This is a genomic window from Frankia canadensis (genome assembly GCF_900197875.1).
GTDB lineage: Bacteria > Actinomycetota > Actinomycetes > Frankiales > Frankiaceae > Frankia > Frankia canadensis.
Map to the genome: position 1 here is coordinate 19,267 of NZ_FZMO01000168.1, position 25,653 is coordinate 44,919.

At 71.4% G+C, this 25,653-nt stretch carries 21 protein-coding genes; 8 read left to right on the forward strand and 13 right to left on the reverse strand.

Going from position 1 to position 25,653, the window contains the following annotated elements; translation table 11 throughout:
- Positions 1 to 402: 402 nt before the first annotated feature.
- The 5 genes from C1A33_RS15000 to C1A33_RS15020 all read left to right on the forward strand — a co-directional run bounded on the left by C1A33_RS15000 (position 403) and on the right by C1A33_RS15020 (position 6,064).
- Positions 403 to 1,749 carry an ROK family transcriptional regulator gene (locus C1A33_RS15000; RefSeq protein WP_243407571.1) on the forward strand — a complete coding sequence of 449 codons (1,347 nt, stop codon included), beginning with the start codon at positions 403 to 405 and terminating at the stop codon, positions 1,747 to 1,749.
- Between the two features lie 359 nt (positions 1,750 to 2,108).
- Complete coding sequence (locus tag C1A33_RS15005; protein WP_101832116.1) at positions 2,109 to 3,032, forward strand: TauD/TfdA dioxygenase family protein; 924 nt, start codon at positions 2,109 to 2,111, stop codon at positions 3,030 to 3,032.
- A 121-nt stretch (positions 3,033 to 3,153) separates the two neighbouring features.
- A complete protein-coding gene (locus tag C1A33_RS15010; RefSeq protein WP_101832117.1) occupies positions 3,154 to 4,218 on the forward strand; it encodes an ABC transporter substrate-binding protein in 1,065 nt (354 codons plus the stop codon).
- Between the two features lie 35 nt (positions 4,219 to 4,253).
- On the forward strand, positions 4,254 to 5,225 hold the full coding sequence (locus C1A33_RS15015; RefSeq protein ID WP_165818397.1) for an ABC transporter permease: 972 nt from the start codon (positions 4,254 to 4,256) through the stop codon (positions 5,223 to 5,225).
- On the forward strand, positions 5,198 to 6,064 hold the full coding sequence (locus tag C1A33_RS15020; RefSeq protein ID WP_101832118.1) for an ABC transporter ATP-binding protein: 867 nt from the start codon (positions 5,198 to 5,200) through the stop codon (positions 6,062 to 6,064). Before C1A33_RS15015 ends, C1A33_RS15020 begins: the two co-directional genes overlap by 28 nt.
- 159 nt (positions 6,065 to 6,223) lie before the next feature.
- Here C1A33_RS15020 and C1A33_RS15025 read toward each other — a convergent pair whose 3' ends face one another.
- The 3 genes from C1A33_RS15025 to C1A33_RS15035 all read right to left on the reverse strand — a co-directional run bounded on the left by C1A33_RS15025 (position 6,224) and on the right by C1A33_RS15035 (position 8,966).
- The gene (locus tag C1A33_RS15025; RefSeq protein WP_101832119.1) at positions 6,224 to 7,120 is read right to left on the reverse strand and encodes an acetoacetate decarboxylase family protein; all 897 of its coding nucleotides are present in this window, start codon (positions 7,118 to 7,120) and stop codon (positions 6,224 to 6,226) included.
- Positions 7,117 to 8,115, reverse strand: a complete 999-nt coding sequence (locus C1A33_RS15030; protein WP_101832145.1) for an alpha/beta hydrolase family protein — start codon at positions 8,113 to 8,115, stop codon at positions 7,117 to 7,119. Before C1A33_RS15030 ends, C1A33_RS15025 begins: the two co-directional genes overlap by 4 nt.
- A 98-nt stretch (positions 8,116 to 8,213) precedes the next feature.
- Positions 8,214 to 8,966 carry a hypothetical protein gene (locus tag C1A33_RS15035; RefSeq protein ID WP_101832120.1) on the reverse strand — a complete coding sequence of 251 codons (753 nt, stop codon included), beginning with the start codon at positions 8,964 to 8,966 and terminating at the stop codon, positions 8,214 to 8,216.
- Here C1A33_RS15035 and C1A33_RS15040 point away from each other — a divergent pair.
- Positions 8,956 to 9,345, forward strand: a complete 390-nt coding sequence (locus C1A33_RS15040; protein ID WP_101832121.1) for a hypothetical protein — start codon at positions 8,956 to 8,958, stop codon at positions 9,343 to 9,345. The two genes, C1A33_RS15035 and C1A33_RS15040, sit on opposite strands and share 11 nt — an antisense overlap.
- Here C1A33_RS15040 and C1A33_RS15045 read toward each other — a convergent pair.
- The 3 genes from C1A33_RS15045 to C1A33_RS15055 form a co-directional block, all read right to left on the reverse strand.
- The gene (locus C1A33_RS15045; RefSeq protein WP_101832122.1) at positions 9,323 to 11,110 is read right to left on the reverse strand and encodes a GMC oxidoreductase; all 1,788 of its coding nucleotides are present in this window, start codon (positions 11,108 to 11,110) and stop codon (positions 9,323 to 9,325) included. The genes C1A33_RS15040 and C1A33_RS15045 overlap by 23 nt on opposite strands.
- Before the next feature lie 170 nt (positions 11,111 to 11,280).
- Entirely contained in the window at positions 11,281 to 12,912 is a 1,632-nt protein-coding gene (locus tag C1A33_RS15050; protein WP_133150678.1) for a DHA2 family efflux MFS transporter permease subunit, read from the reverse strand.
- 271 nt (positions 12,913 to 13,183) lie between these two features.
- Positions 13,184 to 13,990 (reverse strand): SAM-dependent methyltransferase, encoded by an 807-nt coding sequence (locus tag C1A33_RS15055; RefSeq protein WP_243407572.1) that lies wholly within the window; start codon positions 13,988 to 13,990, stop codon positions 13,184 to 13,186.
- A gap of 335 nt (positions 13,991 to 14,325) precedes the next feature.
- Between C1A33_RS15055 and C1A33_RS15060 the strand changes: the two genes are divergently transcribed.
- Positions 14,326 to 16,260: a serine/threonine-protein kinase gene (locus C1A33_RS15060; protein WP_101832124.1), complete on the forward strand. Its 1,935-nt coding sequence runs from the start codon at positions 14,326 to 14,328 to the stop codon at positions 16,258 to 16,260.
- Here C1A33_RS15060 and C1A33_RS34940 read toward each other — a convergent pair.
- The 3 genes from C1A33_RS34940 to C1A33_RS15070 form a co-directional block, all read right to left on the reverse strand.
- Complete coding sequence (locus tag C1A33_RS34940; RefSeq protein WP_165818398.1) at positions 16,244 to 16,408, reverse strand: hypothetical protein; 165 nt, start codon at positions 16,406 to 16,408, stop codon at positions 16,244 to 16,246. The genes C1A33_RS15060 and C1A33_RS34940 overlap by 17 nt on opposite strands.
- A 160-nt stretch (positions 16,409 to 16,568) precedes the next feature.
- Positions 16,569 to 17,687, reverse strand: a complete 1,119-nt coding sequence (locus C1A33_RS15065) for a Fic family protein (protein WP_243407573.1) — start codon at positions 17,685 to 17,687, stop codon at positions 16,569 to 16,571.
- A gap of 329 nt (positions 17,688 to 18,016) precedes the next feature.
- Positions 18,017 to 19,120 (reverse strand): epoxide hydrolase family protein, encoded by a 1,104-nt coding sequence (locus tag C1A33_RS15070; RefSeq protein WP_101832126.1) that lies wholly within the window; start codon positions 19,118 to 19,120, stop codon positions 18,017 to 18,019.
- Between the two features lie 76 nt (positions 19,121 to 19,196).
- Between C1A33_RS15070 and C1A33_RS15075 the strand changes: the two genes are divergently transcribed.
- Positions 19,197 to 19,670, forward strand: coding sequence for a MarR family winged helix-turn-helix transcriptional regulator (locus C1A33_RS15075; RefSeq protein WP_101832127.1), 474 nt, complete (start codon positions 19,197 to 19,199; stop codon positions 19,668 to 19,670).
- Positions 19,671 to 19,736: 66 nt separating this feature from the next.
- Here C1A33_RS15075 and C1A33_RS15080 read toward each other — a convergent pair whose 3' ends face one another.
- The 4 genes from C1A33_RS15080 to macS form a co-directional block, all read right to left on the reverse strand.
- Positions 19,737 to 20,888: an argininosuccinate synthase domain-containing protein gene (locus C1A33_RS15080; RefSeq protein ID WP_101832128.1), complete on the reverse strand. Its 1,152-nt coding sequence runs from the start codon at positions 20,886 to 20,888 to the stop codon at positions 19,737 to 19,739.
- Positions 20,885 to 23,230, reverse strand: a complete 2,346-nt coding sequence (locus C1A33_RS15085; RefSeq protein ID WP_133150679.1) for a DUF4062 domain-containing protein — start codon at positions 23,228 to 23,230, stop codon at positions 20,885 to 20,887. The genes C1A33_RS15080 and C1A33_RS15085 overlap by 4 nt, the downstream gene beginning before the upstream one ends.
- Positions 23,231 to 23,482: 252 nt before the next feature.
- Positions 23,483 to 24,220 (reverse strand): response regulator, encoded by a 738-nt coding sequence (locus C1A33_RS15090; RefSeq protein WP_101832130.1) that lies wholly within the window; start codon positions 24,218 to 24,220, stop codon positions 23,483 to 23,485.
- Positions 24,207 to 25,547 carry a MacS family sensor histidine kinase gene (gene macS, locus C1A33_RS15095; protein WP_101832131.1) on the reverse strand — a complete coding sequence of 447 codons (1,341 nt, stop codon included), beginning with the start codon at positions 25,545 to 25,547 and terminating at the stop codon, positions 24,207 to 24,209. The genes C1A33_RS15090 and macS overlap by 14 nt, the downstream gene beginning before the upstream one ends.
- Positions 25,548 to 25,653: the final 106 nt, after the last annotated feature.

Below are 25,653 nucleotides of genomic sequence, written 5' to 3' on the forward strand. Positions count from 1 at the left end.
TACCGTCAGCTTCATGAGCCGGCGCCTTCTCCTGGTCTGCCGCGCGCACATTGACCTCCACCGCGTCGCGAGCGCGCTCTGTCCGAGTTCCCGCTGATCCTCGCGACCTCGGGAGCCGCCCTGCCGAGCCGCTCCGACCGGCCATGCCGGCCTGCCCTCCGGTCGGACATGGCAGGTGGCACCACCCGCGGCTGAGCCGCCGGCGCCCACCCGCTGTCCCGAGGTACGTGCGCGAGCCGTCATCACCACCGCCCGGCCCGGGCGCGGGCAGTGTCACCCGCGCCGCGACGCCCGCCCAGCTCAGCCACCGGGACGCGGCCCCCCGCGGGTCCCGGGCGTGCCGCGCACCCACGCCGCCCCGGCGGTCCCACGGCGCGCCGCACGTGACGCGAGGAGGTCTCCGTGTCCGTCCCTCACAGCACGTCCATAGCCCGCGGCCCGTCCGTTCCCTCCCGGCCCCCCGGTGCTCCCAGCACCCCTGGGTCGTCCGGACGGGACGGCACCTCGCCCGCGGCGGCGATCCTGCGGGCGGTGCTCGACCACGGGCCGGTCGCCCGGACCGCGATCGGGCGGGCCACCGGACTCAGTCCGGCAGCGGTGTCCCGGCAGACGGCCGGCCTGATCTCGCTGGGACTGCTGCGAGAGCTGCCGGCGAGCTCGCTGGCCCCGCGGGCCGGGCGGCCGCACACCCCGCTCGACGTGGACACCCGCCACCACGTCGCCTGCGGCGTGCACATCGCCGTGCCGTATGTGACGTTCGGCCTGGTGGACCTGCGCGGCCACGTCGTCGCCCAGGAACGGCTGCCCAGGTCGGGCGACGCGCGGGCGGTACTTGACATGATCGGTCGACGGTTGCCCGGCTTCCTCGCCCGTCACGCCCGGGGAAACCAGGTGCTCGGGCTGGGTGTCGTGACCGGCGGTCGGGTCGACCCGCGGCGTGGCCGGGTGATCGAGCATGAGCCGCTGGACTGGCACGACGTCCCGGTGCGTGAACTGCTGGCCCCGGCCACCGGACTGCGGGTGCACGTCGACGGCCATGCACGGGCGCTGGCCCAGGCGGAGATCCTCTTCGGGGACCCGCGGGCCCGCCGCAGCCTGCTGCAGCTGTTCGTCGGCAACGTCGTCGACGCCGCGTTCGCCACCGACGGCATCGTGCACGTGGGACCGCACGCCGCCGCCGGCGGCATCGCCCATCTTCGCCTCGCCGACAGCACGCAGGCCTGCGAGTGCGGACGCGCCGGCTGCGCGCAGGCGGCCCTGTCCGAGCGGACCCTGCTACGCCGCGCCCTCGACGAGGGGATCATCACGGTGCCGGACATCCAGACGCTCGCCGCCGTCGCGGCGGCCGGCGACCGGCGGGCCGTGGCGCTGTTCCGCGAGCGGGTGCGCGCGGTGGGACGGCTGGTCGCACAGCTCGTCGACGTGATGGACCCGGAGCTGGTGGTCCTCACCGAGGCCGCGGTGATGCTGCTCCCCGAGCTGCGCGACGACCTGCACGCCGAGATCGCGGCGCACTCCCGGGTGCACGCGGCGCCGGCGCGCGCGGTCCTGCCGAGCAGCTTCGGACCCGACGTGCTCGCCGTCGCGGCGGCCGCGACGGTCCTGCACGCGGTCCACCGCAGCCCACAGAGCGTGGACGCAGACCGCCGCCGCACCCCCGCGGCGGACCGCGCCGCTCACCCGCGCGAGCAATTAGTTCCAACCGGACGCCAAACATTGACGACCTGGGACCGGATGGTCGACGATTAACCCGTGAACGACACCGAAGGCAGCGGCGCGGATATTCATCCGCCCACCGGACGGCGCTGCCGGCGATGTTGACGCGGGATCTCTCCCGCTCTTTCACATCGCGCTGACGACGCGTTCACATCGCATTCCTCGACCGCGGTTCGATGTTCTGCTCCGCGGCGCGCGAGGGTGCGGCTTACGCGCGCCCTCCCAGCGATACCTCCACGGCTTCCGATCGTTTCTTCCCGGGCTCTTCCCGCGCTTCTTTCCGACCTTTCCAGGTGTCGGTCGATTCGCCGCGCCCGGACGCACCGGAAGCCTGCCAGCACCCCCCGCTCGGAACCCACTCCGCCCTTTCCCCATCCCGGGAGGAACGCAGGATGACCAGCACCACACCCGCTCTCGGCATAGATGTTCGCCCCCTCTCCGGCCACACCGGCGCCGAGATCCACGGCATCGACCTGCGCGCGGACCTCGACGACGCGGCCGTGGCCGAGATCCGCGCGGCGCTGCACCAGTGGAAGGTCGTGTTCTTCCGCGACCAGCACATCGACCACGCCCAGCAGGTGGCGTTCGGCCGCCGTTTCGGCCGGCTCACCCCCGCGCATCCGCATGAGGACGCCCCGCCGGCGGGCTTCCCGGAGATCCTGCCGATCGACAGCCGTCGTTACGAGAAGTACTTCGGCAAGCGGAAGGCCACCTACGACAACGGCTGGCACACCGACGTCACCGCCCTGGTGAACCCGCCGGCCGGCTCCATCCTGCGCGGCGACATCATCCCGCCCTACGGCGGTGACACCGCCTGGACGAACCTGGTCGCCGCCTACGAGGCCCTGCCCGAGCCGCTGCGCGACCTCGCCGACGGCCTGCGGGCCCGGCACAGCTTCGGCAACTTCCCCGTCGACAGCGACTACGGCCGCAAGGTTGCCGCGAACCCGCTGGTGGCGGTTCATCCCGTGGTGCGGGTGCACCCGGAGACCGGCGAGCGGGCCCTGTTCGTCAGCCCCAGTTTCACCGCGAAGGAAGGCCAGATCGTCGGCTTCTCGCCGAAGCAGAGCCGGCAGATCCTCGACCTCTTCTACGACCAGATCTCCCGCGCCGAGTTCACCGTCCGCTTCAAGTGGAACCCCGGGGACGTCGCGTTCTGGGACAACCGGGCGACCGCTCACCTCGGCCCGTCCGACCTCGGCCACCTCGACTTCGACCGGGTGCTGTACCGGGTGACCCTCGAGGGTGAGGTGCCTGTCGGCGTGGACGGCCGCCAGTCCGAGCTCGTCGCGGGCGAGCCCTTCCTCGGTTCCTGAGGTTCCGAACCATCGCCGGCCGCGGGGCCACCTCCCCGCGGCCGGCCGCCCCACCCGTTCGCTTCCCACGCGCCGCTCGTCTCCCGTGCGACGACCGACAGACCGACAGGGAGTATTTCCGATGCGCCAACGACGACCGCGCACGCGGCGTCCATCCCTCCTGCTCGCTGGCGTCGCCGCGCTGGTCGCGGTGCTGCTGGCCGCCTGCGGCGACGGCGGCGGGAGTGGCGACGGCAGCGGGAGTGGCGGGGGTGGCGGCGCGGCGTCGTCCGCCCCCGGCCGGGTCACGCTGCGCATCGGCGACCAGAGCAAGGTCGTGCAGCTCCCGCTGTCGTTGTCCGGCGCCGACCGGGGCACGCCCTACGGGCTGTCGTACAGCACGTTCGCCGACGGCCCGCACATGAACGCCGCGTTCAGCGCGGGACGCCTCGACGTCGGCTTCATGGGTGACACGCCGGTGCTGTTCGCGAACGCGGCCGGCGCCGGCGCCGTGGCGGTCGCCGTGCAGGAGAGCCCCGTCAACACCCAGACGATCATCGCGCGCGCCGGCTCCGGCATCCGGACACCGGCCGATCTCAAGGGCAGGCGGGTGGCGTTCACCGTCGGGACCTCGCTGCACGGCTACCTGCTCAACCAGCTCGATGCCGTCGGGCTGGACCAGAAGGACATCACCCCGGTCAACGTGCCGGTGACCAGCCTGACCACGACGCTCGCCGGCGGGAAGGTCGACGCGATCGTCTACACGCGGATGTACACGGCCGGCGTCGCCCGCCAGGCACCCGGGTCGTATGAGATCCAGACGCGCCAGCTGCCCGTCTACTCGGTGCTGCTCGCGTCGAAGGCGGCGCTGAAGGACCCGGCGAAGCGGGCGGCGGTACGTGACTTCGTGCTGCGGCTGTCGCGGGCGTCCGCCTGGCCGAAGGCGAACGCCGCCACCTGGGTGCAGAAGTACTACGTCGACCAGCTCAAGCAGGATCCGGTCGCGGCGCGACGGTACTTCGACTCGATCCCCGACAGCCGCTACCGGCCCGTCTCCCCCGGCTTCGTGGAGAGCCAGCGGGTGCAGGCCCGGCTGCTGGGCGGCGTCGGCGTGCTGCCGAAGGGCCTCGACGTCAACAACGAGCTCGACAGCGGCTTCACCACCGAGCTGACCGCGGCCTTCGCCAAGGCCTTCCCGGCGGCCTGACCAGGAATTCCGCCCGCACAGGGAGGTCAGACAGCATGACCGACGTCACCCTCGCCGACGGCAGGACCGTCGCGGCGAACAGCACCATCACGAACGACCGACCTGAACAACCCGACAGAGCCAACCGACCCGACAGAGCCGACCGACCCGACAGAGCCGACGAGGCCACGTCGGGCGACGCGGGGCGCGCTCCGATCGTGCTGGTGGACCCGACCGGGGGACGCCGGCGCGCGGGTCGGCGGTGGCGCGTGCCGGTGGAGGTGCGACGGTTCCTCGGGCCGGCGCTGCTGTTCCTGGCCTGGTGGGCGGTGACCGGCCTCGGCCTGGTCAGCGACCGGGCGCTGGCGTCACCCGCCACGGTGCTCGACGCCGGCCGCGAGCTGTGGCGCAGTGGCGACCTCACCCGCGACCTCGGCGTCTCGCTGTACCGGGTCGGGCTGGGGCTCGCGTTCGGCGTCGCCGCCGGGCTCGTCCTCGCGGTGGTCGCCGGATTCTTTCGGGCCGCCTCGGACACGGTCGACTCGGCGATGAACTTCCTGCGGACGATCCCGGTCATCGCGCTGGTCCCGTTGATCATCCTGTGGATCGGCATCGGCGAGAATGCCAAGATCTTCCTCATCGCCGTCGGGGTCGCCTTCCCGATCTACATGAACACCTTCGCGGCGATCCGCGGAGTCGACGCCCGGCTGGTGGAGGCCGGCCAGACCTTCGGGCTCGGCCGATTCGGGCTGATCCGTTCGGTGGTGGTGCCGGGTGCCGCGCCGGGCTTCCTGGTCGGGCTGCGGTGGGCGATGGGCGTCGCCTGGCTGCTGCTGGTGTTCGCCGAGCAGGTCAACACCGACTCCGGGATCGGCTACCTGCTCACGAACGCCCAGTCGTGGAACCGCACCGACATCATCGTGCTCTGCCTGGTGATCTACGGCCTGCTGGGACTGATCAGTGACGGCCTGGTCCGTCTGTTGGAAAGGACGTTGCTGTCATGGCGACGCGGCTTCGACGGAACCTGACCACAGCCTCCGTCGCGGGAGCCTCCGAGGCCGGGACCTCTGTCTCCCGGACCTCTGTCTCCGGGACCTCTGTCTCCGGGACATCCGACGCGAGCGGCGGTGGCACCGCGGTCGCGGACCGGTTCGGGGACGCCGCCGTGCGGGTGCGCGGGCTGCGCCGAGCCTTCGGCGATCAGGTCGTGCTCGACGGGTTGGACCTGACCGTGGCGCCCGGCGAGTTCGTGGCCCTGCTCGGCCGCAGCGGGTCGGGCAAGAGCACGCTGCTGCGCGTCCTCGGCGGTTTCGACCACGAGGTGGACGGCCAGGTGCTCGCCGCCCGCTCCCGCTCGGTCGTCTTCCAGGAGGCACGGCTGCTGCCCTGGCGGCGGCTGCTGCCGAACGTCACGCTTGGCCTGACCGGCCGGGACGCGGGCGAGCGCGGTCGGGCGGCGCTCGCCGAGGTGGGGCTGTCCGGGCGGGAGCGGTCCTGGCCGGTGACGCTGTCCGGCGGCGAGGCCCAGCGGGTCGCCCTCGCCCGCGCGCTCGTGCGGGAGCCGGAGCTACTCATGCTCGACGAGCCGTTCGGCGCCCTGGACGCGCTGACCCGCATCCGGATGCACGCCCTGCTCCAGCGGCTGTGCCGACGCCACCGCCCGGCCGTCCTGTTCGTCACCCACGACGTGGACGAGGCGATCCTGCTCGCCGACCGGGTGCTCGTGCTCACCGCCGGCCGCTTCTCCCTCGACGTCGCCGTGGACGTCGCCTCTCCCCGGCGCCGCACCGACCCCGCCTTCGACCGCCTGCGCACCCTCCTGCTCGCCGAACTGGGCGTCGACGACCTCCCCGAGAGCACCCACTGAGGCACCACCCCGATCGCAGGGGAGCGGGCAGCTCGAGCGAACCCGGCTGCCCGCTGCCCCGTTCCCGGAGCTGACGGCAGCCTGCCCCGTCAGGCCGGTGGCATGGTCCTGCTCCTACAGGTAACAGACGAGTACGACTGAAGACAAACCTCCGGTCAATCAGGGAATCCACTGTTCCGGCCCGTACGGGGCGCTCGGCGGCTTGAGCCATTCCTGCGACGGTTCGAGGTCGACGACGCTCTCCATACCTTCCGGACGAAAGGTGATATTGTCGGTCGAGGTGAGGAACCAGGATTCAAAATGATCGTCCAGCGTGCCGCCGCTGTCGGGTAGGTAGGCAGTGAACAGGGGCCGGCCGGAAATACCGAGGGAACGCAGCGACCGTACCCGCGGCGCGTAGCCGATGTAAAGGTGGGCCCGGGCCCGCCGGAACGCTCCCACATAGGCCGGCGAAGCGAAGCGGACCGTGGACTTCATCAGCATCCCGCGGAACGCGCAGTAGTTCACCCCCGCCGCCCGCAACGGTAGCCGCGGACCGCCGGGGTGGTCGATTTCGATCCGGACACCCAGCTCGCCGTCGATGTCGTACTGGCTCGAGATGATCCCATCCTCGACGTTGAAGTCCAGGTTTGCCTGGTGCTTGGGCATTCCCCAGACGCCTTTGCCGCCCTTCACCGAAACCAGCGTGCTCACCGGCAGATCGACGACGTACTGGGAGAGCGCGAAGTCAGGCAGCAACGCCAGCCCGGTCAGCATCCGGGGCAGCGGCCGGGGCCCGTGCGTGCAGGCGATGGCGATCGAGAACTCGATGTAGGAGCCGATGTCGGTATCACGGTAGTAGATGACGGTGATGACGAGCAGACCGCGCCCGTTCGGCAGGCGCAGCGGATGAACCTCGCCGCCGGGTAGCAGGTTGGCCGCGGCGTCGGCGTCGAGCGGGAAAGCCGCCATGAGCGCCGGGCTGGTGCGCGAGTTCACCGGCATGACGAACGGAATTCCGTCGACGAGTGCGTGCCGGCCGGCGAGGCGGCGTTCCCGGCGCGGCGTGAAAATCATGCTGACTCCAGTTCCCGAGCGATGATCGGAAAGATGTCGGTAGCGGACCGGCGGCCCATGAAGACGTCCAGGTGGCCGTAGTCACGGAAGGAGTACTGCCGGTGCCGTCCCGGCTGGTGCTCCTGGAAGTAGGAATACGTCCGACGCATCGACTCCGGGAGGAAGCACTGGTTGCGTTCGCCGCGGAGAAACACGAACTTGGCCGAGGTCGTCGGCGGCTCCACGCCGAACACGGCCGGCAGTTCAGCGAACCCGTCGACGCTCACCAGCCTCCCGGCCGCCACGCACCGGGCCATCTGCGCGAAGAACGTCATCGGTACCCGGCCGAATTCGGTCCTGACCCACGCATGCGTGCCGGTGTTGAGATTCTCGTGCCGCCACAGCGCGGGGAACCCCGTCCCGTAGGTGAAACTGACCATGCGGCAGACCGCGTTATTGCATTCGTGGTGGAACGCTTTGACGACACCGACGAGGGCCGCCTCAAACGGGCCCGGCGCGTCGTCGCCCCACCTCGGGTCGATGCCGTCGAACACCCGTGCGACCAGCGGAGCCAGTCGGGAAATCTTGAACCGGGACCACCGGGGGACGATCGGGTGCAGCGCAACCGCGTTCGCGACGACCGTCTCCACCTCGGGCAGGAGCCCGGCCGCTGCCGACATCATGAAGCTGGTCGAGCCCTGGCAGTGCACCACCGCCTGGCAGCTGTCCCGACCGGTCCGCTCAAGGACCGCCTTCACCAGCGCCGGATGGTCGTGGACGGCGGCCTGGTCCAACGTCCAGTCGGTTGCAGGCAGGTCAATGCTGGCCCGCCAGTTCGCCAGCCACACGTCGTGGCCCGCGTCGAGCAGGACGTCGACCAGCGTGCGGCGTACCGGGGCCCGGAACACGTTGCCGCGCACGCCCGCGCCGTGGACCAGCACCACCGGCCCGCGCGTCGGCGGCTGCTCCCGCCGCGGATGGACCAGGTTCAGCGGCAGGCCGTCGGTCGCGGTCACCTCGACGACATCGTCGAAGGTCGGCGTGGCGGGGTTCCGCCGGGCGGAGCCGGGTTCTGCCGGCCGGTCCGCCTTCGGGCGAGGTGGAGCGGGTCGGCTCATCGAAAGCCCGCCGGCTTCGGCATGAGGTCTCGCGATGCGGGGGCGCCGGGCGCCGGGGCTGGCGGGAACGGGACGTAAACCCGCCACAGATCGCCGAGGAAGAACCGAGCGAACCGGGCCAGCCCGGCGAGTCCGGCGAGTCCGGCCGGGTCGGCTCGGAACGTCGTGAGCTGGCGCAGGAAGTCGAGCGGGTAGATCCGCAGAATCCCGGCCCCGACGACGCGCGCGTCAGGCTCGGTCGTGAGATCGGCGCCCGGCCCAAGGCCGACGTGCCCGGCGTAGATCCGGGTGTAGAGGGTCGTGGTGTCGCTCCACAGGTCCAGACCCACGTCGTCCCGGACCACCTTGAAGCCGTTGAGGGTGAGCGGATGACCGGCGGCGTCGGTGAACGGCAGCCGGTAGAGCATCCGGCGGTTGCGCGACGGCTGCCGCGTCTGGGTACCGCGGCGCTGTGCGCCACGGGGCTGGGCGCCGTTACGGCCGCTGCCGGGGGTGGCGCCGTCGTCGGCCACGAACAGGTTGAACTCACCGTCGATGACCGGCCGTCGCCCACCGAGCGCGTCGCATCCGACATGGCCGTTCGCGACCGCCTGGTGCCGGGGGCTCGCGAGGAACTCGTCGACGTCGTCGGTTTCGATGGTGAGCCGGAACAACAGCCCCGTCCCGTCGGCCCGGCCCTGGTCGTAGCCCCGCTGCGGATCGTTCGTGTCAAAGGCGAAGAAGCCGCGCATCGTCTCGGTGAACCGCACAGCGACCGCGCCGGACTGGCCGTCCGGGCTGACCGGGACCGGGCTGACCGGGACCGGGCTGACCAGGCTGGCCTTGCCAGCCGGACTGGACCTGCGCCTCGGGCTGGTCGGAGCCGGGCCGACCGGGCTGGCCTTGCTCGGCCGGCGAGTCGTGCTCGGCCGGCTGACCTTGCCGTTCCCTCCGGCCTTGCTCGCAGGACCGGTCCTGCTCACAGTGCTGGCCTTGGCAGCAGGACTGGCCTTGGCGACAGGACTGGCCTTGCTGGACGCACCGGATCCGCGCCTCGGGCTGGCCGGGGCCGGTCCGGCCGGGCCGGACAGGCTGGTCTGGACATTCGAACTCGCCGAACGGGTGGTCAAGACATGCTCGCTCTCTTGACGCTGGGCGTCGGTCGGGCGGCCGGTCTCGGCAGTGCCGGCGCGCTGGCTGTTCTCGGCCAGGGGACGCTCAGGGCGTTTTCGGCCAGCCGGTCGGCGAACGCCGCGATGGTCATCGACGGGTTGGCGCCGACCGGACCAGGCATCGCGGCCCCGTCCGCCACGTACAGCCCCGGATGGCCGAACACTTCGCCGTAGCCGTCGATGACCCCGGAGACGACGTCGTCCCCCATCGACGCCCCTCCCAGGGGGTGCACCGTCACCACCCGGGACAGCCAGGTCATCGGGTTGTCGGTGAAACGCCCGCCGAGCTGCTCTGCCAGGCCTTCCATCACCTCGCGCATCCCGGTGAAGTACGGCCAGTTCCCGGCCGGGTACTTCTCCACCTGGAGGTAGTCGCCGCGCACGGACATGACGCCCAGCGGCAGGTCCCGCCCCATCCCGAGCAGCGGCATCGAACCGGCCGACACCTCACCCTGGCCGAGCAGGTTCCCGACGATCGAGCTGATCCGGCGCGACGGGGCCCACCGCAGCCGGGACAGCAGCAGGGCTGCGGCGGCGCGGGCGACCCGGTGTGCGGTGCTGTGCACCTGGGTCGCCTCGACCAACCACTCCACGGCCGTCGGGTAGCCGGCGTCCTCGACGTAGACCCCGCGCCCGGTCGCGGTCGACAACGGGCGGGCCCCGTTGCCGCCGCCAGAGCCGGCCGTGTGGTCGAGGGCGTCCGGTACCCGGACGTAGGACGTGATGACCGGGGCACGCGAGGACCCGAGCGGGAGCCCGGGGACGTCGCTGACGAATCCGAGCAGGTCGCCGTTGCCGCAGAACCGCCGGCCGAGTTGCCGTGACATTCCCGGCAGGGCCGACCGGTTGCGCAACAGCAGGTAGGTGGTACCAAAGGTGCCCGCGGCCAGGACCAGCTTGTCGCAGGTGACGGTGCGTGTCGACAGGTCGACGGTGGCCCGGGCGGTGCCAGGGTTGTGCACGACGTAGCCGACGGCGTAGCCACCGCCGTCACGCGGAGTGATTGTCCGCACCTCGTGGTGGGTCCGGATATCGGCACCGTGGTACTTGGCCGCCGACAGGTAGGTGTGGTCGAGCGTGTTCTTGCTGCCGGAGTTGCAGCCAAGGTCGCACTCGCCGCATAGCACGCAGGTGATCCGAGGTTTGCCGTGATAGTTCCCGTAGGCGGGGGTCGGGATCGGCGCCCCCGGGGTCGGGGGCCCGCCGCCGGCCGCGAACGTCACCGCGAGCGGCGGCTGGTCGGCGGTGAAGCCGAGGGCCCGGCCGGCCTGCGCGAGCAGGTCGGCCCGGCGGGCGGCCTCGTACCCGGGCCGGCCCTGGGGGAACCGCTGCGGAGTCATCATCTGTTCGACGGCGTCGTAGTGTGGTTCAAGGTCGGCCCGGGTGATGGGCCAGCTCTCGTAGCCCTCGCCGGCGGGGGCGTCCCGGACAAACCACTTGGCGTCCTTACGCAACAGGACGTTGGCGTAGATGAGCGAACCGCCCCCTAGGCCACTCGACACCACCGCCTCGAAGTCCTGGAAGGACCAGACATCGAACAGGCCGTGCCGGCCCCTGCTCGGGTCCCAGAAATTGTTCGACATCTCGGACGGTGTCCGCGCGAAAGAACCCGGCGGATACGATTTTCCACGTTCCATGAGAATTACGCTCCGACCGGCAGCGGCGAAGCGAAGAGCGGTGACGGATCCGCCGAATCCGGAACCTACTACGACGACGTCGGCATGTTCATGTTTGGTAGCCATCAAACCCCCGTGGCGGTGCCGGCCCGATACGGAACGCCCACCCCGCCCGGCGTTCACGGGGTAGTAAAGCCACCCGGCTGCCGGCCGACAAGCCCAGACCCGGAACTACTCGCTACCGGCACCGACCCACACCCGCGGCCTAGGGCCGCGTTCACCGAATTCGCCCACATCTACTGGCTGCTGGGCGCCGAGTCGCTGGCGCACCCCGTTTTCTCCGAACGCGACACCGAGTTCTTCATCGCGAAGGACGGCCCCGACGACGGCACGTCCGTCCGCGCCGCGGCTGGTCCTGCCGTTCCAGACGCCGGACCAGCGGCGGACACACGATCGAAGGCCGGCCCGCCTGGCGGAGCCGTGCTGCCCTTCGCCGGTGTCGGACGATTCACCTCGCCCGCGGCCAGGCGCGTGGCGAGACGGCTGGCGGTGCCCCGAGCCCAGGTGCCGGTGCTGGCGGCGCCGAGCAGGAGGACGCCGACGCCGCACAGGACGACCGTCCACCAGCCGGCGGCGCTCATCGGGTCGACCGTGGCGGCGCGCCCGGCGACATGCGCGGCGGCGAGCGAGCCGATGACCGCGACGCCGAGGGACTGTCCCACCTGTCGGCTCGTGGAGGCGACGGCGGCGGCCACGCCGGCCTGGGACTGTGGCATGCCGGTCACCGCCGTGTTGGTGATCGGCGCGTTGACCATGCCGAATCCCAGCCCTACGAGCACGTAGGCGCCGACCAGCCACGACATCGACGTACCGGGCCGCAGCCCGGTCAGCATGACGCTGCCGGCGGTCATGGCGACCCCGGCGATCAGGAGCGGAAGCCGGGCACCGCGGCCGGCGACGAGCCGGCCGGAGATCGGCGCGCAGATCACTGTCATCCCGGCCATCGGCAGGGTGGCGACCCCGGCGACGAGCGGCGAGTAGCCGCGGACCTCCTGCAGGTACAACGTGTTCAGGAACAGGAAGCCGGCCAGCGCGGCGAACGCGCACACGGCGATGCCGGTGGCCCCGCTGAACGGTGCCGCCCGGAAGAACCGCACGTCCAGCAGCGGCTCGTCCCGGCGGGACTCGTAGCCGATCAGCAGGCCCGCCGCGAGCGCGGTGACCGCGAACAGGGCGAGCGTGCGGACCGCGAGCCAGCCCGCCGCCGGCGCCTCGATGATCCCATAGGTCAGCGACGCCAGCGCGACGATCACCAGGATCTGACCGACCGGGTCGAACCGACGCGCCCGCGCGGCCCGCGACTCCGGGACGAACAGGCCGGCGAGCACCAGCGCGGCGACGCCCACCGGCACGTTCACCCAGAAGATCGCCCGCCAGCTCACCGACTCGACCAGCGTCCCGCCGAGGACGGGACCGAGCGCCATGCTCACCCCGATCACCGCGCCCCACACCCCGATCGCCCGGGCCCGTTCCTTCGGATCGGTGAAGGTGTTGCTGATGATGCCCATCGCGACCGGGTTGAGCATCGACCCGCCGACCGCCTGCAGCATCCGGAAGACCACCAGCCAGCCCAGCCCGGGCGCGAGGCTGCACAGCAGTGATCCGACGGTGAACAGCGCGAGACCGGTCTGGAAGATCCGGCGCCGCCCGAACCGGTCGCCGCTCGACCCGCCCAGCATCAGCAGGCTCGCCAGGACCAGGGTGTAGGAGTCGATCGTCCACTGCAGGCCCGAGGGGGACGCGTGCAGGTCGCGGCGCAGCGACGGCAGTGCGACGTTCACGACCGTGTTGTCCAGCCCGACGATGAACAGGCTCAGGCAGCAGATCGCCAGGACGAGCATCCGCCGTCCCCGCGTCAGCTCGGCCATCGCACCCCCACCGCCAGCCAGGCACATCACGACACTCTGAGTAGCGGAAACACCATCAAATGGTTGTTATCAAACAATAATTAGCCTACCTCAAGGGTTGTCTCGACTCCGGTGACGAAACCCACGCACCGTCAGCCCGGCGGGGCGGCGGTCTCGCGCGGCGACGAGCGTCGCGGCGGATCATGCGAACGGGTGGACATCACCGCTGACGCCGGGCCCACACGACGGAGCGAGCGGGCGGGCCGCGGTGGGCCCGCCCGCTCGTCGCCGACTACCGCCGGCGGGCGGTGATCAGCAGCCGTCCCGAACCCAGGGTGAACGGGGTGCCGTCCGGATCGGCGTGGCGGCGGACGTCGGTGAAGCCGGCCGTCGCCAGCAGATCGCCGAGATGGCCGCTGGTGTACACGTGGTGGATGGCCGTGGCCTCGAGCTGCCGCGCTCCCTGGCTGAAGCGATAGCGGCTGATCAGCCGGCTGGCCTCGGCGTCGTACTCCTCGTTGGCGACCACGGTGATGTCACCCGTGACCATGGTGTTCGCCTCACCGGTGAAGCCGGGCAGGATCGACTCGGCGGTCACACCGAAATCGACGACGAGCCCGCCGCCCGGCCGGACAGCCCGGGCGACGGCATCGACGAACGCCCGTGTGCCGGCCAGGTCCAGATAGCCGAAACTGTTACCCATACAGATCGCGGCGTCGAAAACACCGTGACGCTCGAGGTCACGCATGTCGCCGTGCTCGAACCGTACGGTGCCCCCGGCCGCCGCGGCGACGGCCCTGGCGTGCGCGACGGCCCTGGCGTGCGCGATGGCCTCCGTCGACAGATCGACGCCGGTGACCCGGTGCCCGCGAGCGGCGAGCGCCAGGCTGTGCCGGCCGCTGCCGCACGGTACGTCCAGGATCCGCGACCCGGCCGTGAGGCCGAGCCGGCTCTCGACGAAGTCGACGTCGGCGGCGGTCCACTGCTCGGTGGCGGCCCGGCGCCAGAACTCGTTGGGCAGATAGGTGAAGAAGTCCGCGTACCAGGTGGCCGGCACGGAGCCGGTGGGAACGTGAGCGGACGAAATGTGCTCGGTCAACGCAGGATGCTCCGAATTTCCGATCAGGAGGCTGTGACGGGGCATGCGAAGGCCACGAGTCGCGGGCACCCCGGGCAAGGCCCGGGAATCACGCGACCCGGGCAGAGCCCGGGGGGCACAAGGCATCCTCCAGATCGGCCGCCGGGACTTCGCCCGGCGGAATGCTGGTGAGTGTAGACCGACGCGTCGTGCGCCGACAACGGAATGTGCCGGCGGCCCGCGCGGCCGGTGGCCCGAGGCCCGACGGCGGCAGCGCGGAGGCGGGCGCCGGGGTCTGTCGCTCACCGCACCCGTATCCTCGGCACAAGTCGAGCCAGACCGGGAGGACGACGGCAGTGGAAGCTCTGCGCGCCGACGATCCCGAGATGCTCGGCGACTACCGGCTGTTACGGCGGCTGGGTGCGGGCGGCATGGGCCGGGTCTATCTCGGCCGCAGCGCCGGTGGGCGGACGGTCGCCGTCAAGGTGATCCGCCCGGACCTCGCCGACGATCCGCACTTCCGCCAGCGGTTCCGGCGGGAGGTCGAGGCCGCGCGCCGGGTCGGCGGTGCCTGGACGGCGCCGGTGCTCGACGCCGATCCCGAGGCGCCGCGGCCATGGCTCGTCACCGCGTTCGTCCCCGGCCCGTCGCTGCACGACGCGGTGCGCGAGCACGGACCGTTGCCGGCGCACAGCGTGCGCGCGCTCGGCGCGGGGCTCGCCGAGGCGCTGGTCGCGGTGCACGGCGCGGGCCTTGTCCACCGTGATCTCAAGCCGTCGAACGTGCTGCTGAGCCTGGACGGTCCGCGGGTGATCGACTTCGGTATCTCGCGGGCGGTCGACGCGACGGTGCTGACGACCACCGGCGCGCCGATCGGCTCGCCGGCGTTCATGGCCCCCGAGCAGATCGGCACGGCCGACGTCGGCCCGGCGAGCGACGTCTTCGCGCTCGGCGCCGTGCTCGTGTTCGCCACGACCGGCACGTCCCCGTTCCAGGCGTCGAACATGCCCGGCACGATGTACGCGGTCCTGTCCCGGGAACCAGACCTGACGAAGGTCCCGGACGACCTGCGGGATCTGGTCGCGGACTGCCTGCACAAGTCCCCGGGACGACGGCCGACGCCGCGCGCGGTGCTGGCCCGGCTCGCCCCCGCCGTCCCGGGCGGCGCCGCCGGCCTGATCACCGCCGGCTGGCTGCCGCCGGCGCTGGTCACCGCGCTGAGCCGCCGCGCGGTCGCCCTGCTCGACCTCGACGCGCCCGTCCGCACCGATCTTCCCGGCACCCCGCCACCGCCGACCGCCGGTCTCCACCCGGGCCAAGGACCAGGGCCGACGCCCGCTCTCGGCCCGCCCGGCACACCCGGCCCGCCCGGCACACCCAGCTCGCCCGGCACACCCAGTCCCCACGCCACCTTCGGCATCCCATCCGGCCCCGTCTCCGTCCCGTCCGGTGCCGGCGGAACCCCCGCCGGCCCGTTCAGCACCGCCGCGACGCGCACACCGACCGACTTCCCACCAGGCCACGGCCTGCCGCCGGCGACACCCCCGCCGCCGGGCGGCGGATTTCCCGGCGCACCGACCGGCACGGATCCGCGGTGGGCATCGCCTGGCCCGGCGCCGCGATCGGGGCCGCGCCGGACGCTGCCGTTCGTCGCGATCGCGGCCGGCGCCGGCGTTCTCGTCGTCGTGCTGGCGGCGCTGGCGATCGTGCTCCTTGTCCTGCGCTCGTCGAACGACGGGTCCACGGACGACGTCGCCGCGCGCATCAGCACCACCGGATCGGCCGCCACGGATCCGGCCTCGTCCCGTTCAGGCTCCGGCTCCGGGTCCGGATCGGGCTCCGGGTCGGGGTCCGCCGACGGCACCCGTTCCGGCACCGCGCCGGCCGACTCCCCGGGCAGTGGTTCGGTCCCGAGCGGGTACGTCGGCATCTGGCGCGGCACGATCAGCGGCAGTTCCGCCCTGCCGCAGAGCGTCGTCGTGAACCTGCGCGCCGGGCGGGTCGGACAGACGGTCGCGCACTCCGAGGTCGCCGTCGACGCGCTGAACAGCCTCAGCGACAGCGACACGCAGATCCGCTGCACCGCCGACATGAGCCTGCTCGACGCCCGCGACGGGGTCCGACTGCAGGACGTCCCCGGCACCGGCAACAACCCGCTGGTCCTGGGCCTGCCCGTCTGCACCCACGGGGGCAGCGTCACGCTGCGCCTACAGGCGGACGGCACGATGAGCTACACCAGCGACATCCCCGGCAGTGGCAACCCCAGCGGCGTCCTCACCCGCGGCTCCTGACCCCGGCGGCCCGCTCCCCGACGAGCACCCCCGGGTTGCGCACCACCTCGCCGGCGCGCAGCCAGTGACCGCACAGCGTCTCCAGGCACAGGACAAGGTATTCGAGCAGCGTGCCGCGCCCTGACATGTTCGGCCCGGTGCCCGCCATCGCGTAGCCGCGAGGCGCGGCGGCATAGCGGCGGGCGCCATCAACGTCGTGATGTTCGCATCAGCCCCACCTCGTCAGACAGGCCAACATCTAAAGCACGTGCCTGAGCAACGTCAACCCCGCCGGAACATGCCCGCGGGGCCGGTCGAGCACCCGAGGGCTACGTACGCGTCGACCCATTCCGAGCTGGTTCCGGAAGTCGGGGAGAGGGCCGCCCAGGCAGCACCTCACGGGTGTCCCAACGGGTGCTGGCCAGGCGTCGCTCGGTGATGGTCAGCAGGTCAAAGATCTCGGGCGCGAGATAGCCCGTCGTGTTGCGCTCGACCTGACGAGAGGTGAGAACGTCGGCCGCCACCAGTTCTTCCAGCGCGGATCTTGCCGCAGGGAACGACACGCCCAGCATGCGCTCGACAGTGCGCGCGGTCATCACCGGAGTCTCGGGAAGCATGTCGAGTATTCGGCGCAGCGACGAGCCCGCCCTTGCACGCGACGACCGGCCCGCGGCCTGCCGCTGCCTCGCCAGCCGGTCCGCCCAGAGCCGTTCGAGCGCGGCGACATCGGCGCTGAACGCCTGAGCCTGATCAACCGCGAGGTCAACCGCGTCCAGAAAGCCCGCGAGCCACATTCCGACCCCCGCCCGCGCAGCTTCGCCGTCGGGCGGTCCGTCGTAGCGGTAGGACGTCAGACCAGCCACATAAGCATCGGAGCGGGTCAACAGAACGAGGCTCACCGGCAGCACCGCCGCCTGGGTCAGTCCGCGCCGGGTCAGCACTGTGTGGATCAGGGCACGGCCGACCCGGCCGTTGCCGTCGCTGAAGGGATGGATCGTCTCGAACTGCGCGTGCACCAATCCGGCCTGTACCAGTGCCGAGTGCCCGCCGCCCGATGCGTAGCGAGCCAGATCATCCAGAAGAGCAGGCACACAATCGCTCGGAGGCGGCACGAACTCGGCGTCCAGCGGATTCCAGGCTCCACCGCCGACCCAGTTCTGTGTGTCCCGCGGGCCAGGGGGCTTCTGACCGGGCAGCAGGGCACGATAAAGGTCGACGATCCCGTCTCGGGTGATCGTCGCAGCGCCGGACAGGTCACCGCCGGCCCGTCGCAGGGCGGTGACGTTGTTGGCGACCAGCCGGGCGTTCTGCGAGAAGCCTCGTACCGGCAGGCCTTCGAACTCCGCCAGTTCGACCAGCGCGAGTTGCTGCGGTGAGACCTGAAGGCCCTCGATCCTGGACGACGCGAGCGCCTCCGATCTCAGCAGGAAGCGGGCAAGGCCCTCCAACCCTCGCGCCCCAGCGCCCACCGCCAGCGCACGGACCGATGCCTCGACCTCGGCGCACCGCGCGTCGAGGGTGGCATCAAGCGCCAGCGGCCGACCAATGAGCGGATCGGGGATGTACGTGCGGTAGAGACCGCCCCGGCGGTCCCGGCGCCCCGGGGCTCCGTGATCCGCCTCCCATCGCCGATCTTCATAGCGAGCCACGCGGCGGCTCCCAACCTTTCATGTTCATGGTCTCCGTTAAAAGTTGACCCCTCAAACTTTAACAGGGGCGCGGCGTGGGCGGCGCCGTCACCTTGGCCCTGACCCGCTCCGGTGCCGATGTCGGGCGGTCACTCGGTGATCCCGACGGTCAGGAAGAAGTGCCGGATGTCGGCGGCGAGCAGAGCGGGGACCTCCAGGCCAGGGAAGTGGCCGCCGCGGTCGGCCTCGGTCCAGCGGAGGATCGGCAGCCGGCGTTCTGCGTACGGACGGACGGGTCGGGTGATGTCCTCGGGCAGGACGAGGATGCCCACCGGCTGGACGGTCCGCCACTGCGGCGGACGCCCGCCGGTCTCGCGATGCAGGCGCGGGGCCGTGCCGCCGGTGCCGGTCAGCCAGAACAGCGTCACGTTCGTCAGCACACGCTCGGCGCTGATCGGGAAGTCCCGCGCGGCCCACATCGTCATCGGGTCGAGCAGCCAGGCGAGCAGGCCGACCGGCGAGTCGGTGAGGGCGTAGGCCGGGGTCTGCGGCCGGGTGCCGTTGAGCGTGCGCACCGCCGGCTGGTCACGCTGGTAGGCCTCGATCTGGGCGAGGCGCTGCTGGTCCTCGGCCGACAGGTCGGCGCGGTCCGGATCGCCGGGTGCCTGCGGGGTCGGCAGGTAGGTGAGGTGGATGGCGACGACGTGTTCGGCGTCGTGCTGCGACAGCGCCCGCGAAATCGCCATGCCCCAGTCGCCGCCGTGGGCGCCGTAGTGGCGGTAGCCCAGCCGGCGCATCAGTTCGGCCCAGGCGCGGGCCACCCGGTCGACGTCCCAGCCGCGCTCGCGCGTCGGACCGGAGAATCCCCAGCCCGGAATCGACGGGATGACCAGGTGGAAGTCGACCGAGAGGGGCTCGATCACGTCGAGGAACTCAATGATCGAACCTGGCCACCCGTGGGTGAGCACCAGTGGGAGCGCGTCCGGGCGCGGGGAGCGGATGTGCAGGAAGTGGATCCGCTGGCCGTCGATCTCGGTGACGTACTGGGGATGGGTGTTCAGCTCGGCCTCGGCCGCGCGCCAGTCGTAGCGGTGGCGCCAGTGATCGGCCAGGTCGCGGACGCGGGCGAGGGGCACGCCGAACTCGTCCCCGACGCCGGGCAGTTCGTCGGGCCAGCGGGTGCGGTCGAGGCGGGCATGCAGATCGTCGAGGTCGGCCTGCGGCACGGCGATCCGGAAAGGCTCGATACTCATCGTTCGTCATCCTAACGTTAGGGAGACAAACGTTAAATCGTTAGGGGCACGAACGCAAGCCCCTAGGATGCGGTGCATGCCGGAACACGACCGTCACGGGCCGATCGACCCCGCCGCCGTCCCCGCCCGTCTGCGGTCCCTGCCCAGCCGGCTGATCGGCCGCACAGCGCTCCACGCCGACCGGATCTCCCACGCCCACCTCGCCACGGCGGGCGCGACCCGCTGGCAGTACGCCGCCCTGGTCACCCTGCGCGACGGCGGCCCGGCCAGCCAGGCCCAGCTCAGCGACCGCACCGGCATCCACCGCAGCGACATGGTCGCCGTCCTCGCCGCCCTGACCGAGGCAGGTCACGTCGAGCGCGCCCCCGACCCCACCGACCGCCGCCGCAACGTCGTCACCCTGACCACGGCCGGGCGCACCCACCTGCGCGATCTCGACCGGCGCGTCGACGCCGCGCAGACCGACCTTCTCGCCCCGCTCACCCCGCCCGAGCGCGCGGAGCTGATCCGGCTTCTGCGCCGCCTCGACGACCACCACCGCACGCATTGATCAAGCGCCCGCGCCGCGCACCCGGCCGGTCCCTGGCCTCGCGATGGCCAGGGACCGCCGAGAGGGTCAGGGCTGCGGCATCTCGACGCGGTCGCGCACGTAGAGCGGACGCGTGGCGATCACGGCTCGCGGGGCCAGGCCGGTGCCGGACACGCGGTAGCGCACCCGCCCGGAGACCGTCTGGGCGACGGAGGTGATGAACGCCTGCGCGGCGGTGCGCAACGGGCCGAGCCAGCGTCCCTCGACCGCCTCGTGCACCCAGATCTGCTCCAGATGCATCTTCTCGCGCAGTGTGGCGGCGTCCACGCTTGCCTGCTCGAGCCGGCGATAGGCGTCGAGAAGCAGGTGGGCGGCGGGCATCTCCCGTACCTCCTGCACCTTCGTTCCGTTCTCGATCTCCTCCAGGCCGATGTAACGCCCGAGGCCGTAGCCGCCGACCAGCGCGTTGAGGGCACGGACCAGATCGGCCGGGGCCAGTTCCCGGCCATCGACGGCGACCGGCACCCCGTCGAGGAAACTCACCTCGACGTCCACCGGTTCCGCGGCCGCCGGGGTCGTCCAGGTGTAGAGCGACTCAGGTACGTCGATCCGCTCCGGGTCGTCGAGGCCGGCCGCCTCGAACTCCCGGCACCACAGATTGATGTCGGTGCTGTACAGCCCGGACTCGGGCCGGATCAGGTCGCCCAGCCCACTGTCGGCGAGCCTGAGCATCTTCTTCTCGCGCGAGGGCGCGTCGACGACGAACGGGGATCCGTAGCTGCCGTCGAACCGCAGGGCCGCGAAGGTCTGGTTGAAGCGCCGCAGGCTGTTCTGGGTGCCGTCGGCGGTGTGCAGCACCGCGTCGTAGCCGCGCTCGCGGGCCAGCGCCGTGGCCACCTGGGCCATCAGCGGCCGGGTCAACGAGGCCGAGATCGGATGAGTGCCCAGGTAGACGGCCTGGGCGGCCACCGCGGGGAAGGCGTAGCCCGCGAGGAACTCATGCGTCCGGTCCAGCACCAGATGCTCGACCCCCAGCCGCTCGCACACCCGGCTGGCGCGCACGCTGTCGCCACCGCCCAGTTCGACGGTGAGCGCCAGCACGGACGCCGACGGCAACACGGACTCGATATGGTGCAACAGGAACGTACCATCAAGTCCGCCGCTGAAGAGGCAGATCACCTGGTTCTCGCCCAGAAACCTTTCGTCGATATCCGCCAGGCTCACGACAAGCTTGCTCATGACTTCTCTTCTCGCTGTTGACGTAGATTCTGCACGACGAGGTTCGCCACAAAAAAGCAGTCAGCGGCGAGATCCACGTCTTCCACGGGGGTCATGAAGGTCTCGAGCGCCGCCATCGCGGCAGGATATCTCTCGTCGAGTCGTAACTCGACGACGACCCGACGGAATTCTTCCGGGCCGGCCAGTCGGCCGGAGTGAAACGCCTCCCGGGCATGGATCACCGCATCGGCATACTCCTGCCGATCCCGGTGGTAACTACTCGCGATGAGCGCCCGCAGGGCGGCGAAGAAGGGGCCACGGTCGAAGGTGACGAAGAACGAGTCGTCGTCTCCTCTGGCCGTCTCGTACTCCACCGTGCTCACATGGGCGGAAGCCGGCATGGTGAGGTGCGTGGCCCGCTGCTGCTCCGGCAGATTAAGCATGAGTGCCGAGATCTGCGGCAGCGACTCGTTGAGAAAGCCCTTGATGTAACCCCGCCAGAACGCCGCGAGCACCAGCGTCTCAGCCGGGTCCGCCGCGCGGAGGAAACTGCGCCTGACAATGATCTTCCAGGAGTCCCGCGTGACGCTTTCCAGCGTGTACGTGCCCCAGCCGCCGGTGCGGTCCCAGTAGTTCCACAGCGCGACGAACGCCTCGGGGCTGCTGGGCACGAACCGGCCGCCGCGCAGCACGAACTCGACCAGGTCCCGGGCGGCGCCCGCGCCGATCCTCTGCGCGGCGTTCTCCAGCAGGTCCGCCCGGTCTGGCAGCAGCAGCCGCAGCAACTGGACGACCGTCTCCGTCCGCAGGATGACATGTCGCACCCCGGTACGGCTGATCACACCGTCCTGCGCGGAAAGACTGAACTCCGGCAGCAGGTCACTCAGCCGGTTCCCCGCCTCCCGGAGCAGGGGATGCGCGCCGTAGGACGACCGGTCGATGGTGAACAGCGGCTGGAAGGATTCCGCCAGGAAACCAAGGAATCCCTGCACCTGGGCACGGGAGGTCGGATTTCCGGTGTCCACCAGATCGCGCACGCCGACCAGATCCGAATCGAACACCGCGTAGGTCTGCGCCGGCGCGTTCCGCTGCCCCACCACCCGGGCGAGATCAACGGTAACCCGGAAGGCGAGGTCCGCCGGGCTGGTGAACAGCCGGGCGGGATGGCGGCGCAGCAACTCGTCGCGAAAGTCCGCCTGCAGCTCACGCAGGTCGTCGGCGGGCACGATGTCGTGCGGCACCGGCAGGCTCTCGTCGGCCAGGTAGACAAGCACCTGCTTGCCCGCGGCACGGGCAAGATCATATTCGGCCATCGCGACCGAGCGGGTCGGGTACGGGGAGGGCACGCCGAACGTGTGCCCGAAGATGCCGATGAAGACCGCGCACGCGTCCACCGCGGCGGCGGCCGGTTGCCCGGGTTCCTCCGCACGGTCCCCGACCGTGGTCACCTTCACGCCGTAGTCGGCCATACTTCCGGCGACCGCGTCGGCGACCGCCCGCCGATAATCGATCAGGTCGGTGTAGGTGCCACCCACGAACACCGTGATGCCCAGCGGGGTAGGCGGCGCCTGGCTGACGGGATACGCCTGCGCCCGCCCTTCGACAATCTTGAGGGCGAGCTCGTCGATGGCCTCGTTCTCATAGTTCTCGATCGTGTCCGGATGCAGTCTGAGCGTCTCGGCGAGCTGGCGGCGACGTGCGGTGAGGTAACCGGGATCACGGCCCGGCCAGGTCATCGCGGTCGTGCCGGCCGCCGCGTCCGACGGCGGCTCGGGGACCGCGAGCGCGTTGCGCAGCGAGCGGGCCTTGGCTCCCGTTCCCAGCTCGACCAACGAGTCGCGCAACAGCTCGAGCGCGGCGGTCACGGAGTCCGGGCGACCGAGCGCCCGGTTCCAGTCCTGGAGCGCGACGAGCAGGCCCCTGCGCTGCGCCAGCGCGGCCAGTGACAGACCGCGGCCTCTGCGCAACTGCATCAGCTCCGCGACAAGGGCTTTCCGAATTCCTTCCCCGTCCGTTCCGATTTCGTTCCGACTCATCACCTCCCCCCTTTCTTCACCGTCACATCCGATCAATCTCCGCTTGCCGATCTTCGTCGGATCCGCGACGCTATGAACTGTACGGCACGAAGCTAGGCCGGACCACAGCCGGTACCAACGGGGGCTACCTGCACAGTAGGGCCGGAGAGAGGAGTCCCAATGACCCAGCTTCTCATTGTGCTGCTGGCGATTTCCCTGGCGCTGGCACTCGGCACTGTTTTCCTTCTCATCCTTTCCAGGTTCGCCGACGAGCGCCGCGACATTGCGGACGCGGAGCGGCTGCGCGCCGCCCAGTATCGCGTCGACCGCCTTCGGGACGGCGCGCACAGGCACTGATCTCGAAGCGCGACAGCGGGACGACGGCCGTATGCGGTCGCCGTCGTCTCTGGCGTTCTGGCGTTCTGACGCGCTGACACTCGGCAGCTCTGCCGGCAGCCGGCTCCTCGGACGTTTGATCGTCTCTCGGGGGGACGATCAACGCTCGCGGCGGCCCGCGCCCCCACCGGCGCGGGCCGCCCGCGATGTCCAGGCCACGGGATCGAGGCCGGGCCTGGCCGAGCCGGGCCGAGCCGGCGACGCTCAGCGGACGCCGTCGCCGCCCGCGTCCTCGTCGTAACCTTCACGCAGGGCGAAGCGGGTCAGTTCGACGCGGTTGCGGAGCTGGAGCTTGCCGAGCACGTTGTGCACGTGGTTCTGGACCGTCCGGTGCGAGACACCCAGCTCGCTGGCGGCGTCCCGGGCGGACAGGCCCTTCGCGACCAGCCGTAGCACCTCGATCTCCCGTTCGGTCAGCCGCGGTGCCGACGACGAGCCGGCACCCGACCGGGTGCCGGCGGCGCGCGCGGCCCGGGAGTTCTCGCCGAGGAGGAGGGCGGCCAGACCCGCGGTGAAGACGGGAGTCCCCTTCGCGGTGCGGCGGACAGCGTCCACGAGTTCCTCGGGCCGGGCCGACTTGAGCAGATAACCGGACGCCCCCGCCTTCACCGCGTCGAGCACATCGGCCTGCTCCCCGGACGCCGACACGACGAGCACCGATGCCGGCGTCCCGGTAAGGGGGAACGGCGACGCGGGCGAGCCGATCAGGGCACGGATCACCTCGACGCCCGAGCCGTCCGGCAGCCCCAGGTCCAGGACGACAAGGCGCGGACGGGTCGCCGCCAGCACGCGCAACGCCTGCGCGACGGAGCCCGCGGTGCCCACGACCGCGAAGCCGGCCGCGGCGAGATCCCGGCTCAGCGCCTCGCGCCACAGCGGATGATCGTCGATGACGACCACCCGCCCGGCCGGCTCCCGATCCGACTCGTCAGCGTGGGACACGCAGTTCGACCTCCGTTCCCCGGCCCGGCCGGCCGGTGACGACCACCTCGCCGCCCAGATCCCGGATCCGGCCACAGATGGAGACCGCGAGACCGATGCGTCCCTGCCGGGCGGCCTGCTCGACCCGGCCGGGTTCGATGCCGACACCGTCGTCGCGCACGGTCACGATCACGGCGTCGCCGTCGTCTTCGACCAGCAACCACGCCGAGGCCCCAGGGCCGGCGTGCAGGACCACATTGCGCAGTGCGGCCCGCACGGCGGCGACGATCTCGACGGCATGGTCCGCCCGCAGGTGCACGGGCACGCCCGGGGTGGAGACCGTCACGACCTCCGGGGTGTCCTCGGGGGCTCCCCCGCTGGTCGCCGGTCCGGCCCCGGAGGCCGCCCGGCCGGCCGTCACCCTCGGTGGGTGCGAGGCGTGGGCGAGAGCCATCAACAGCGCGCCCAGATCCACATCGGCGTGGTCGGAGTCGTGGGAGGAGCGTGACGCCCGTCCTGGCTGTCCCCGTCGTGTCCCGGACCCGTTCAGATGGCTCGGACAGGTCACTGCAGGGGGCCGAGATGTGCGCAGCAGATCGCGCAGCGCCGCCTCCTGCTCGGCCGCGAGCCTGGCCACCTCGGCCGCCGCCATGCCGCGCGGAGCCTCCCGGGAGATCAGGGACAGAACCTGCAAAACGCCGTCGTGCACGTCGCGGGCGAGCCGTTCCCGCTCGGCCTCGCCGGCTCGCACTGACAGGACCTGCGACAACGCGGCCTCAGCGCGGATGGCGGCCGCGCTCAGGTAGCCGACGACAATGCCCGACACGACGTACAGGACCGCCGGGCGGACCGAGCCGTCACTCACCGACCCACTCGCGACGAAAGACGCCACCGCCAGTACCACACCGCCCGCGGCGCCGCCGACCGTACCGCCGGCGAGAGCCGCGCTGAACACCCCGCTCGCCGACCACAGCGCGGGCAGGACATCGCCGGACCCGGCCGGGCTCACCGCCGCGTGCGTCGTCAGCGTGATCCCCGCGCACACCAGGACGTCGGCCGCGACCAGGCCATCGCGCGGTCTCGGCCACGGCCGAGACCGAGTGCGAGGCTGAGGGCGTTCGAGGGCGTCGAGCGCGGGTGCGAGCCCCGTCATCACCGCCGACCAGACGGCCAGGACACCGAACCAGGCGAGTCCACCGCCTGGATGCGGCGCCCGCCCCAGATCACGCCCGACCGTCCCGACGGCATAGACCACCGCCACCAGGCGAAAGACCGCGAGCGACCGCCACATCGCGCCGCGCACGCCGTCCGGCCCGCGCGGGCGGCCCGGGCCCGGGCCCTGCGGCATCCGCACCCGGCAAGTGTGACAGAAAGTCCCCTTTCGTGACGCGACGAGGACAGCGACGAGCCCATGGTTACTCGGGCAGATCGGGCGTACGGCGGGCGTGCGGCCG